The sequence below is a fragment of the Devosia sp. genome, from assembly GCF_040509215.1.
GTDB lineage: Bacteria > Pseudomonadota > Alphaproteobacteria > Rhizobiales > Devosiaceae > Devosia.
The window spans coordinates 21,397-32,449 of the sequence record NZ_JBEVLL010000334.1 but is presented as its reverse complement, the minus strand read 5'-3'; the positions used below and the strand labels follow the sequence as shown (position 1 = coordinate 32,449).

Sequence of the window (11,053 nt, the reverse complement as noted above, 5' to 3'; positions counted from 1 at the left end):
GATCAGCGACTTGCCGCCGCTCCCGGCGATAGCCTGCTCACCACCGAGTTTGCTCGAACCATAGACATTGAGGGGCGCCGTCGCATCGTCCTCGCGATAGGCGCCGGCCTTGCGGCCGTCAAAGACGTAGTCGGTGGAATAGGAAATCAGCCAATCAGCGCCGGCAGCCGCGAGTTCACGCACGGCCTCGCTATTGACCCGATGGGCCCAGGCAGCCTCCGCCTCCGCCTTATCCACCGCGGTCCAGGCTGCGGCGTTGACGACGACGTCTGGGCGAATGCGAGCGATGGCAGCGGCGGCAGCACCAGGAACCAGCAGATCGGCATCCCGTCTCGCCAGCGGCACGACACTCCAGGCGCGCGGCAGCCTCGCAAGGAGCGCTGAACCAACCTGGCCATTGGAACCGAGGAGGGCAATGCGCATCGCTTGATCTCCTCCCCTCGTTCGCAGGCTCAATAAGCAGCGTTCACCGGGGCGACGTTGCGATAGATCGCTGCTGCCTCCGTCCGGTTACGCGCACCCAGCTTGCTGATGATGTTGTGGAGATGAATCTTGACCGTGTGCCCGGACAGATTGAGATCGTTGGCGATCGACTTGTTCTGGAGGCCACGCTGAACCATTTCCAGAACCTGCATTTCGCGCTTGGTCAGGACCCGCAGATGGGCCGGGACCGGCTGGGCCTCGTCCGGCTCCGGCAGCGATGGCACGACTTCAACTGGCTTCTCGATGGCCGCCCCAAGCAGCGCCCGGGGGAAATACTCGATGCCCTGGAGCAGAAGACCCAGAATGGACAATGAGATGTCGTGGCGTACCTGGATTGGGAACACGCTGCGCACGAATGGCGACGTTACCAGACGTATCGCGACATCGCGCTCGGCCTGCAGGTCGTCATGCATCACCGCCGTCATTGCCATCGGATGATAACGGAAGAGATCCGAGGCGGACCGCTCGGCATCCGCGATGAAATCGGGATGCACGAGGATCAGCGAAACGGTGCTTGGGAATATCCGGATGGCCTGATCGACATGTGCCACCTCTTCGATCGCCGTCCAGGGGAAGGCGTCTTCGGCAGCCTGCTTGAGCGCGACGGATACAACGCCGGGTGGGGTGATGAAGATCACGGTCCTCATGCGCTCCTGCCCGCGGCGGCCTGGCAATACCCGACCCGTATGTGTGTCCATGTAGACCATTTGATCACCAAGCCCCTCAATAACCTTGCAATGAGGCTAGCGGTGAGTGGCGAGACGCGGCAATTGACCGAAGGTGGGTGATTAGACGTAGCACCTAGGAGTTAGCTCTCTAGGTCTAGAAATCCCCAAAAATACTTCTTTAGAGGTAGATGTTTACCTAGATCGCTATACCAGGCACTCGCGCGCTGCCGGGTGCCCGAGGAAGCCGGAAGGGCTTGCCGTGAGGCCATAGGCGCCGGACTGAAACAACACAACCAGATCGCCCACATCGGGCTCTTGGAGCGCAACTTCTTCGCCAAGCAGATCGAGCGGCGTACAAAGACAACCCACCACATTTACTGTTTCCGCGGTAGGGCCACCCATCCGGTTTCCCACAGCAATGGGGTAGTTGCGACGAATTGCCTGACCAAGATTGCCCGAGGCAGCCAGTTGGTGATGCATGCCGCCATCGACGATGATGTAGACTTTGCCGCGCGAAACCTTGCGGTCAACGACGCGGCTGACATAGACGCCCGCCTCGCCCACGATGTATCGGCCCAGCTCGATGGTGACCTGGGCCTCGGGCATTTGCCGGGCAACGACCGTGTCGATGAGACCCGCCAGGTTCTCCCCCACATGCGCCAGATCCAAAGGGCGATCGCGCTCGAAATAGGGAATACCAAAACCGCCACCGAGATTGATGTAGCGGATGGGCTCGGGACAGAGCGGTGCCAGCGACGCAATCAGCTCCAGCGATTGGCGCTGCGCTTCGGCGATCACCTCTGCCTGAAGGTTTTGCGAGCCGGCAAAGATGTGAAAGCCAAGAAGATTGAGGCCAGCCGCGGTGATGAAGGTCAGGAGATCGGGCACCTGCTCGGCATCTATGCCGAATTGCTGCGGTCCACCACCCATGCGCATGCCCGAGCCTCGCACCACAAAATCGGGATTGATGCGGATGGCCACGTGCGGACGAATGCCAAGACGCGTGCCGATCGCAGCGACACGCCGGGCTTCGGACGCCGACTCGAGCTCGATAGTCACCCCGCCTGCCACGGCCGAGGCGAGTTCCGCATCGGTTTTGCCGGGGCCGGCAAAATGGATCTCGGATGGAGATGTCCCCGTGTCGAGCGCCACATGCATTTCATGGACCGAAGCGACATCGAAGCCATCGACCAGGTCCGACAGGTGCTGGACCAGTGCCGGCATGGGGTTAGCCTTGACCGCATACGCTAACCGCACGCTCGACGGCAACATATTGCGCAACCTGGCGACACGCGCCGCGATCAGGGAACGGTCATAGGCAAAGAACGGTGTGGAGCCGACCCGTTCCGCCAGGCGATCGATCGGAATTCCGCCGACAAGCAGGCGATTGCCACTGACCGCAAAATTTTCGATGGCGGGATGCATGCTCATGCAAGAAGCTCCTGACGCAGCAAAACGCGATCGAATTTGCCATTGGGCGAACGAGGGATAGAGGGGCGCTCGACGACCTGGCTCGGCACCATATAGAGCGGCAGGCGCTGCTTCATGCCCGAGAGCAGTGCAGCAGTGTCCAGCGGACCGGAACCGGCGGGACTGGCAACCAGCACCACACGTTGGCCAAGGCGATCGTCGTCGAGCCCGACCGCCACGGCATCGTGCACAAGGCGGGTCTCGAAGGCCGCTTCCTCGATTTCCGTGGGGCTGACGCGATAGCCGGACGTCTTGATCATCTCGTCGCGGCGGCCGACATAGTAGAGAAAGCCCTCTTCGTCGCGTTTCACGATATCGCCGGAGAACACGGCCAGCTCCGGCGCGCGCCAGGGCTGCTGCCGGTCCGGCACGGGGCGAAAGCGTTCGGCAGTGCGCGCCGCATCGTTCCAATAGCCTTGCGCCACCAGCGCTCCGCGATGCACCAGTTCACCCTCCTCACCGGGGCCGCATGGCGTACCGTCCGGGCGGACCACTATGATTTCGACATTAGGTATCGCCTTGCCAATGGAGTCCGGACGGCGATCGACTTCTGCCGGATCGAGATAAGTGGAGCGAAAAGCCTCCGTGAGGCCATACATCAGATAAGGCCGCGCTTCGGGGAAGAGCGCGCGGAGCTTGTCCAGCAACGCCTTCGGCATACGGCCGCCGGTATTGGCGAAATAGCGCAGGCCATGGCGCGCCGCGTCCGGCCAGGAGACATCCGCCAGTTGTATCCAGAGCGGCGGCACCGCCGTGATGCCGGTGACGCCATGACGCGCGCAAAGCCTCGGCACATCCTGAGGCAGCAGATAATTGAGCAGGATCACATGGGCGCCCGCCTGGAAGGCGGTCGTAAGCTGGCTCAGGCCGGCATCGAAACTCAGAGGCAGCGCAGCCAGAATGACATCGCTCGGCGAATTGCCCAGATAGTGGCTGACGCTCTCGGCCCCGGAGAGAAGGTTGCGATGGCTGAGGGCGACGCCTTTCGGACGCCCCGTACTGCCGGAGGTATAGAGAATAGCCGCGAGGTCGAGATCGATAGGGACATAGGGTGCGAAAGCATCGTCGCCCTCAGCTTCATGCCAGTCGTGAATTTCGACGGCGCCGGTGGCCGGAAGGTCGGCCGTCCCATCCACGAGGATCACATGCTGTAGCTCCGTAACCTGCTCCAGATGCGGAACGAGAAGCGCGAGCCGCTCGACCGATGTCACCAATACCTTAGCGCCGCTATCGACCAGAATATGAACGGCCTGCTGTGCCCGCAGCAAAGGATTGATGGGTACGAAAATACCGCCCGCCGCAGAGGTCGCAAACATGGAAACGACCGTTTCCGGCCGCTTGTCCAGATAGATCGCTACGCGCTCTTGCTTGGCAAGACCAAGCGCCGAAAGCGCTGATGCCATCTGCCTCGTCCGCTGCCAGAGTTCGCCATAGCCGAGCGAGACGCTTCCATGCGTGAGCGCAGGGCTTTCCGGCCGCTCAACGGCCATATCGCGCAGCAGGTGATGGAAGCCCGTTTTCATGCTGGATCGTCCCTGACTGGGCTCACCACGATACGCAGGTGAGTTCGCTATAAAGGTAGTCAATGGCTTCGGGCCCTAGCTCTGCGCTTCGGAACATCTTCGGACGATGTCCCACAAGCAATCGCGAGAGACGCGGACGGTCGCCAACGAGCCGCAGCTCCATAAGTGTGAAAAGAATGCCGCGCCGGGCCAGCAGGTGGCGAAAGACCTGCGCCCGGCCCTTACGGAAGAGGGCGGGATCGCTGACATGGAGAAGCGTCGCGAAGAGCGGGAGATTTTTCCGCCGGTCTCGCCTGAAGATGACGTAGCAATAGCGGTTGCCATCGACCAGCATCAGGTGTTCGGCGGCCTCGGCAGACCGGTGATCGCGGAACACTTTGAGATCGGCGCCGGCGAGCCGGCCGGCGATTGCGTCGTGATCGGTAACCACTCGCATCTTTCCTGTCGCGAGCAGCGAGGCAGCATTTGGGACGAGCGCCGTTGTCGTATCCAGTTTGCGAAAGCCCAACCGAAGATTGAGGGGCTGCACATTGCCGCTTGGGGACAAATCCGTGAAGCAATAGCCAGGTTGGGCAAGGACGGCCCGGAGCAGTCGCAGGCTATGAACCCGGTAGTCCGGCAAAACGCAGAAGGCCGCAATATTGCAGAAGCGGACGGCACCAGCTTGCGCCTCGCGGACGGAATAAAAGGCCAGTTGAACGCCAACGATCTGCTCGCCATCGCGTAGCATGAAGCCGTGGTTGGGTCCGTCGATCTGCCAGCTCGGCAACATCATCTCAGTCCAGCGCGGCGCAGAAATGCGCGCATTGAGATTTTCGTGCAGGAACAGGCCGACAGCGGGAAAGTCCGAGCGCAATATGGGCTGCAGCGCTACGCCTTTGGCCTTGCCTGTCCCCGCAGATGTCTCCGCCAGGTGCAGCACGGTCAGGCCGTTACCGACAGTGCCGCGCCTGTACGCGCCTCGACATATGCCACGAGCGAACCGACAGTTTCGAAAAGCTCTCCGCCGAAATCCTCGTCGGGAATGGTCAGGTCGAACTCGCGCTCGATCGCCATGGCAAGTTGCACGACGGCGAGGGAATCCAGTTCCGGCACATGGCCGAGGAGAGGCGTGCTTGCGGTGAGCTTTTCGCTCCGCGCGCCGAGGCCCAGCGTATCGCCGACGATATGTTTGATAGCCTCAAGTACGGGCGTAGCCACGCTGTCTCTCCATGTGCGAATTCGTGGCACTGGCACGATCCGCCAGTAGCTCATCAAGTTTCCCTCCCCCCTGCCCTGAGCTCCATCGCCCAAAACGGCTAGACCATGAGGGCTAACAACAAGCGTCTTGGCTGCGTCTAGTCTTTGGCTCGGCAAGGTCGGGTATGTCCCACCGGCCACAGGGAAATCGGCCGGGAAGGACGCGATCCGATGGTAACCGACGTCACCTTGGGGAAGGATGTGGTGCTCTACCACCCCGACCTCATCAACCTTTACGGATGCAGCATTGGTGCGCATACCCGCATAGGCACCTTTGTGGAGATCCAGCGCGGCGCCGTCATCGGTGAACGCTGCAAGGTGTCCAGTCACTGCTTCATCTGCGAAGGCGTGGTGCTGGAAGACGGCGTCTTCCTTGGCCACGGCGTCATGTTCACCAACGACCGCTATCCCAAGGCTCTCAACAGGGACGGCAGCCTGCAATCCGCCTCGGACTGGACGCTGGAGCCGACGCGGGTGTGTGAGGGTGCATCCATCGGCAGCAACGCGACGATCCTCCCAGGTGTGACCATTGGCGCTTTCGCCTTGGTTGGCGCCGGGTCTGTCGTGACGCGCGACGTTCCCGACGGCGCCATCGTGGCCGGTGTTCCTGCCAGGATCATCGGCAGCACCGACACGGAAATGGACCAGCAAAAAGCCGCAGGAGGCATGTCATGATCGGTATCGGCGTCGTCGGCTACGGCTATTGGGGCCCCAATCTCGTTCGCAACCTCAGCGATCTGCCCGAAGCAAAATTGCGCTGGGTCTGCGACCTGCAGACCGAGCGGTTAGCCGGCGTCCGCAGGCGCTATCCTTCGGTCGAGATCACCGAGGACTACCAGAAGCTGCTGGACGATCCGTCGGTCGATGCGATCGCCATCGCCACGCCTGTTGCAACACACTATGCGATGGCTATGAGGGCCCTGAAGGCCGGCAAGCATGTCTTCGTGGAAAAGCCGCTGGCAAGCAGCACCGAAGAGGCCGAACGCCTCGTCGAGGAAGCCGCCCGCCGTGGACTTGTCCTCGCGGTGGATCACACATTCATCCATACCGGCGCCGTCCGGAAGATGCGCGAAATTATCCAGTCGTCCCTCGGCCAGCTCTATTATTACGACTCGGTCCGCATCAATCTCGGCCTCTTCCAGCACGACGTGAACGTCATTTGGGACCTCGCCGTGCATGACCTTTCGATCATGGACTACCTGCTGCCCGAAAAGCCGGTGGCGGTGAGCGCTACTGGCATGAGCCACGTTCCCGGCAAACCGGAAAACATGGCCTATCTGACCCTGCATTACCCGGGCCGAATGATCGCGCACATCCATGTTAACTGGCTGGCCCCAGTCAAGGTGAGACGCACCCTTGTTGGCGGCAGCGACAAGATGATCGTCTATGATGATCTGGAGCCGAGCGAGAAGATCAAGGTCTACGACAAGGGGATCACGCTGTCCGGCTTGCCGGCACGTCGGGGCGAAAAGATCCGCCAGATGCAGGTGGGCTATCGCACCGGCGACATGAATGCACCCCAACTGGACATGACCGAGGCCCTCTCGCGCGAATTGCGTGAGTTCCTCACCTGCATCGAAGCAAGCACACAACCCCTTGCCGATGGCCATGCCGGCCTGCGTGTCGTTCGCGTACTCGATGCCGCAACCAAGTCACTGGCCCGCCAAGGCGCCGTCGTCGAACTTGAACAAAATCGGGTACTCGCATGATCCCTCTCCTCGACATGCAGGCGCAATACAAGCAGATCGGCGCCGAGCTCGAAGCCAGCGTCATCAATGTCATGCGCTCGGGCCGCTACATTCTGGGCGAGGAAGTCGCCAGGTTTGAAGATGAGTTCGCCGCCTATTGCGGCACTAAGCACGCAATTGCCGTCAACACCGGCACCAGTGCCCTGCATCTGTCGTTGCTCGCGGCGGGCATCGGGCGCGGTGACGAGGTCATCACGACGCCATTCACCTTCGTCGCCACAGTTGCGGCAATCCTTTATGCGGGCGCTCGGCCCGTCATGGTCGATATCGATCCGCACACCATGAACATTGATCCGGCCAAGGTGGAAGCAGCCATTTCCCCCGCCACCAAGGCAATCGTTCCCGTGCATCTTTATGGGCAGATGGCCGACATGGAGCCCCTGCTCATGCTGGCCGATCGTCACGGCCTGGTCGTGATCGAGGATGCCTGCCAGGCCCATGGCGCTGAATACAAGGGACATCGGGCCGGCAGCCTGGGCCTTGCCGCCGCGTTCAGTTTCTATCCCGGCAAGAACCTGGGCGCATGCGGAGAAGGTGGCGCATTGGTCACCAATAGCGACGCCGTCGCCAAGGCAGCCCGGTGCCTGCGTGATTGGGGCCAGGAGGAGCGATACAACCACATCGCCCAGGGCTTCAACTATCGCATGGACGCCATTCAAGGGGCCGTGCTCGGCGTCAAGCTCAGGTATCTCGATACCTGGACCGAGCAGCGGCGCCAGCACGCGGCTCATTACGATCGCCTGCTGAGCGGCATCGAGACCATCAAGCTGCCTCAAGCCGCCGCCGGCAACCGTCATGTCTACCACGTCTATGCCATTCGGACACGGGATCGGGCCCAGTTGCGCGAAGCGCTTACCGCCGAAGGCGTGCAGACCGGATTGCACTACCCGATCCCTGTGCATCTCCAGCGCGCCTATGCGGGCCTCGGCTACAAGCGCGGCGACTTCCCGCTGGCCGAACAGGCCGCCCAGGAAGTCCTTTCGCTGCCCATGTATCCCGAGCTGACGCCGAACCAGATCGAGGCGGTGGCAAGCGCTGTTTCGAGGGACGTCCATGTCAGTTGAAGCGGTCGGCGGAGGACGACGCATCGCGGCTGTTCATGGGAGGGCTGGCATCCCCATCGCCGGCTTTGAGGCAGGACTGATTGCCAGCCTGAAGAACGAATATGGCATCAAGGGGCTGGTGGAACTGTACGGCCGCTTCGCCCAAGGCGACGGCATGGTGGACGCCCTGATGCGCAGTGCGATCGTGTCAGCCGCAGCTCGCGACTGCGGTCCTGGCCTGAAGGTGGGCAGCGGCGCAGCGTTCAAACACATCGAGACCTTCGAGATCGGCGAGGGCGTCTTCATTGGCGCCCAGGCGAATATCCAAGGGCGCTTTGACGGGAAATGCCGCATCGGGCGCGGCAGCTGGATCGGGCCGCAAGCCTTTCTTGATGCACGCGATCTGGTGATCGGCGAACATGTTGGCTGGGGTCCTGGAGCCAAGCTGCTCGGTTCCGCCCATGTGGCCGAACCCATCGACCGCCCCATTATCGAGACAGACCTGGAGGTTCGCCCGGTCGTTATCGGCGACTGGGCCGACATCGGCACCAATGCCGTGATCCTGCCAGGGGTCACCATCGGCAAGGGCGCCATTGTGGGGGCCGGCGCGGTCGTTACCGAGGACGTCGCGCCATTTTCGGTGGTGGCGGGCGTACCTGCTCGCCTCATCCGCTGGCGCTCCGAACGGGACGCGCAAGTCAAAGCCAAAAAGGAAGCAAACAATGCGTGACAAACGGGTTCTTATCACTGGCGGGGCGGGCCTGGTAGGGTCCCATATCGCCGACCTCCTGGTGCAAGAAGGCGCGCGCGAGATTGTCGTGCTGGACAATTTTGTCCGAGGAACCATGGACAACCTGGCCGGGGCGATCGGTCACGGTTGTGTCACGGTCCTGCATGGGGACATCCGGGATCCGGGCGAGGTCGCGGGGGCCATGGAGGGGATCGACGTCGTTTTCCATCAGGCGGCGATCCGCATTACCCAATGCGCCGAAGATCCGCGCCTCGCTCTGGACGTGTTGGCGACCGGCAGCTTCAATGTTTTCGAGGCAGCCGCAAAAGCGGGCGTGCAGAAAGTGGTTGCCGCTTCGTCGGCCTCGGTGCTCGGTATGGCCGACGCTTTCCCGACCACCGAGCGACACCACCCGTACAACAATCGTACGATCTACGGCGCGGCCAAGACCTTCAATGAGGGGCTGCTTGCAAGCTTTGCCGAAATGTATGGGTTGCGCTACGTGGCGCTCCGCTACTTCAACATTTACGGGCCGCGCATGGATGTGTTCGGCGTGTACACCGAAGTCCTGATCCGCTGGATGGAGCGTCTGGCAAGGGGCGAGGCCCCGATTATCTTTGGGGACGGTAGTCAGACAATGGACTTCGTCAACGTGTTGGACGTGGCGCGAGCCAACCTGTTGGCAGCAAAGGCAGACGTGACGGATACGGTGTTCAACGTGGCGTCAGGCACTGAAACCAGCCTCAAAGAGCTGGCGCAGCTCTTGGCTCAGGTCATGGAAGTGCCACTGGGGCCAGATTTCGCACCCGAGCGCAAAGTCAATCCTGTACCACGCCGACTTGCTGACACGACGAGGGCGCAGGCTGAACTGGGTTTCTCTGCGACGATTTCGCTTGAGGAGGGCCTTAGGGAACTCGTGGCTTGGTGGCGGCAGGCCCAGTTGCGGAAGGGAGTGGTGGCATGAGTCCGAACCGATCTATTCCGATTGCCCTGCCAATGCTGGGCGAGCCCGAAGCGGAAGCAGCCGCACGTGTCATCCGCTCTGGTTGGGTGACGCAGGGCCCGGAGGTAGCCGCCTTCGAACAGGAGTTCGCCGAAAAGGTAGGCGCCTCCTATGCTTGCGCCGTGTCCAATTGCACCACGGCCCTGCATCTGGCCCTGCTGGCGGTCGGCGTTGGCCCCGGCGACGAAGTCATCACCGTCAGCCATAGCTTCATCGCCACGGCAAATGCCATCCGTCATTGCGGCGCGACGCCGGTCTTCGTTGATATCGAGCCGCAGGTCTACAATATCGATCCTCTGTTGATCGAGAACGCCATTGGGCCGCGGACCAGGGCAATTCTGTGCGTACATCAGCTCGGCATGCCATGCGACATGGCTTCGATCATGGAGATCGCCAGGTGTCGAGGCCTGCCAGTCATTGAGGACGCTGCTTGCGCGGCAGGCAGCAGCATCATCTGGCAGGGACAGCATTGCAATATAGGCGCGCCCATCGGCGACATTGTCTGCTTTTCCTTCCATCCTCGCAAAGTCATCACCACCGGCGACGGCGGCATGCTGACAACATCAAGTTCGGAATATGATCAGAAGTTCCGTCTTTGGCGGCAGCACGGCATGTCCGTGTCCGACAGGGAGCGGCACAGTTCCAGTTCGGTGATTTTCGAAAGTTATACATCGGTCGGGTTCAACTACCGCATGACCGATATCCAGGCCGCGATCGGGCGAGAGCAACTGCGCCGCCTCGATGACATCGTCGCGAAACGGCGCCAGATCGCCGGACTGTACAAACTACATTTGAAAGATCTTCCTGACCTACAATTGCCGCTCGAGCCATCTTGGGCGCGCAGCAACTGGCAAAGCTTCTGCGTGCTCCTGCCCCGTCGGCTGGATCAGCGTTACGTCATGCAATATCTGCTCGACCAAGGCATTTCCAGTCGCCGCGGCGTCATGAATGCGCACCGCGAACCAGCATACGCCGCACCGGGCGGCGCCCGCATCGGCAGCCGCCTCAGCCGATCGGAATACGCACAGGATCACGCGATCATGCTGCCACTCTCCGTTCAAATGCAGGAAGAAGATGTTGCCTTGGTCGCCGATGCGCTCAGGGGAGCGATGGCCTCGATAAGAACGGCGGAACTGGCATAGCGGC

At 61.6% G+C, this 11,053-nt stretch carries 12 protein-coding genes; 7 read left to right on the top strand and 5 right to left on the bottom strand.

The features are described from left to right. The 4 genes from ABW043_RS19035 to ABW043_RS19020 form a co-directional block, all read right to left on the bottom strand. Positions 1-423 (bottom strand): SDR family oxidoreductase (locus ABW043_RS19035; protein WP_353922778.1); only part of this gene is annotated, 423 nt, incomplete at its 3' end. A gap of 29 nt (positions 424-452) precedes the next feature. Next, entirely contained in the window at positions 453-1,130 is a 678-nt protein-coding gene (locus ABW043_RS19030) for a helix-turn-helix transcriptional regulator (protein ID WP_353922777.1), read from the bottom strand. Positions 1,131-1,355: 225 nt separating this feature from the next. Further along, the gene (locus ABW043_RS19025) at positions 1,356-2,582 is read right to left on the bottom strand and encodes a pyridoxal-dependent decarboxylase, exosortase A system-associated (RefSeq protein WP_353922776.1); all 1,227 of its coding nucleotides are present in this window, start codon (positions 2,580-2,582) and stop codon (positions 1,356-1,358) included. Then, the gene (locus tag ABW043_RS19020) at positions 2,579-4,144 is read right to left on the bottom strand and encodes an acyl-CoA ligase (AMP-forming), exosortase A system-associated (RefSeq protein WP_353922775.1); all 1,566 of its coding nucleotides are present in this window, start codon (positions 4,142-4,144) and stop codon (positions 2,579-2,581) included. The genes ABW043_RS19025 and ABW043_RS19020 overlap by 4 nt, the downstream gene beginning before the upstream one ends. A gap of 106 nt (positions 4,145-4,250) precedes the next feature. Here ABW043_RS19020 and ABW043_RS19015 point away from each other — a divergent pair, with 106 nt between their 5' ends. Continuing rightward, entirely contained in the window at positions 4,251-4,871 is a 621-nt protein-coding gene (locus tag ABW043_RS19015; RefSeq protein WP_353922774.1) for a hypothetical protein, read from the top strand. A 197-nt stretch (positions 4,872-5,068) separates the two neighbouring features. On the opposite strand, the gene ABW043_RS19010 is transcribed toward ABW043_RS19015, so the two are convergent. Beyond that, positions 5,069-5,344: an acyl carrier protein gene (locus tag ABW043_RS19010; RefSeq protein ID WP_353922773.1), complete on the bottom strand. Its 276-nt coding sequence runs from the start codon at positions 5,342-5,344 to the stop codon at positions 5,069-5,071. A gap of 210 nt (positions 5,345-5,554) precedes the next feature. Here ABW043_RS19010 and ABW043_RS19005 point away from each other — a divergent pair, with 210 nt between their 5' ends. Genes ABW043_RS19005 through ABW043_RS18980 form a run of 6 tightly spaced genes read left to right on the top strand, consistent with a single transcriptional unit; the run spans position 5,555 to position 11,049 of the window. Continuing rightward, positions 5,555-6,058 carry an acyltransferase gene (locus ABW043_RS19005; RefSeq protein WP_353922772.1) on the top strand — a complete coding sequence of 168 codons (504 nt, stop codon included), beginning with the start codon at positions 5,555-5,557 and terminating at the stop codon, positions 6,056-6,058. Next, entirely contained in the window at positions 6,055-7,092 is a 1,038-nt protein-coding gene (locus tag ABW043_RS19000) for a Gfo/Idh/MocA family protein (RefSeq protein WP_353922771.1), read from the top strand. Before ABW043_RS19005 ends, ABW043_RS19000 begins: the two co-directional genes overlap by 4 nt. Continuing rightward, complete coding sequence (locus ABW043_RS18995) at positions 7,089-8,195, top strand: DegT/DnrJ/EryC1/StrS family aminotransferase (RefSeq protein WP_353922770.1); 1,107 nt, start codon at positions 7,089-7,091, stop codon at positions 8,193-8,195. Before ABW043_RS19000 ends, ABW043_RS18995 begins: the two co-directional genes overlap by 4 nt. Then, positions 8,185-8,904 carry an acyltransferase gene (locus ABW043_RS18990; protein WP_353922769.1) on the top strand — a complete coding sequence of 240 codons (720 nt, stop codon included), beginning with the start codon at positions 8,185-8,187 and terminating at the stop codon, positions 8,902-8,904. Before ABW043_RS18995 ends, ABW043_RS18990 begins: the two co-directional genes overlap by 11 nt. Then, complete coding sequence (locus ABW043_RS18985) at positions 8,897-9,868, top strand: NAD-dependent epimerase/dehydratase family protein (RefSeq protein WP_353922768.1); 972 nt, start codon at positions 8,897-8,899, stop codon at positions 9,866-9,868. Before ABW043_RS18990 ends, ABW043_RS18985 begins: the two co-directional genes overlap by 8 nt. Further along, positions 9,865-11,049, top strand: a complete 1,185-nt coding sequence (locus ABW043_RS18980) for a DegT/DnrJ/EryC1/StrS family aminotransferase (RefSeq protein ID WP_353922767.1) — start codon at positions 9,865-9,867, stop codon at positions 11,047-11,049. Before ABW043_RS18985 ends, ABW043_RS18980 begins: the two co-directional genes overlap by 4 nt. The last annotated feature ends 4 nt before the right edge of the window (positions 11,050-11,053 follow it).

Bases quoted from the DNA above. Each gene is read 5' to 3' on its own strand.
- ABW043_RS19030 (WP_353922777.1), bottom strand. From the start codon at position 1,130: ATGAGGACCGTGATCTTCATCACCCCACCCGGCGTTGTATCCGTCGCG.
- ABW043_RS19025 (WP_353922776.1), bottom strand. From the start codon at position 2,582: ATGAGCATGCATCCCGCCATCGAAAATTTTGCGGTCAGTGGCAATCGC.
- ABW043_RS19020 (WP_353922775.1), bottom strand. From the start codon at position 4,144: ATGAAAACGGGCTTCCATCACCTGCTGCGCGATATGGCCGTTGAGCGG.
- ABW043_RS19015 (WP_353922774.1), top strand. From the start codon at position 4,251: ATGTCCCACAAGCAATCGCGAGAGACGCGGACGGTCGCCAACGAGCCG.
- ABW043_RS19005 (WP_353922772.1), top strand. From the start codon at position 5,555: ATGGTAACCGACGTCACCTTGGGGAAGGATGTGGTGCTCTACCACCCC.
- ABW043_RS19000 (WP_353922771.1), top strand. From the start codon at position 6,055: ATGATCGGTATCGGCGTCGTCGGCTACGGCTATTGGGGCCCCAATCTC.
- ABW043_RS18995 (WP_353922770.1), top strand. From the start codon at position 7,089: ATGATCCCTCTCCTCGACATGCAGGCGCAATACAAGCAGATCGGCGCC.
- ABW043_RS18990 (WP_353922769.1), top strand. From the start codon at position 8,185: ATGTCAGTTGAAGCGGTCGGCGGAGGACGACGCATCGCGGCTGTTCAT.
- ABW043_RS18985 (WP_353922768.1), top strand. From the start codon at position 8,897: ATGCGTGACAAACGGGTTCTTATCACTGGCGGGGCGGGCCTGGTAGGG.
- ABW043_RS18980 (WP_353922767.1), top strand. From the start codon at position 9,865: ATGAGTCCGAACCGATCTATTCCGATTGCCCTGCCAATGCTGGGCGAG.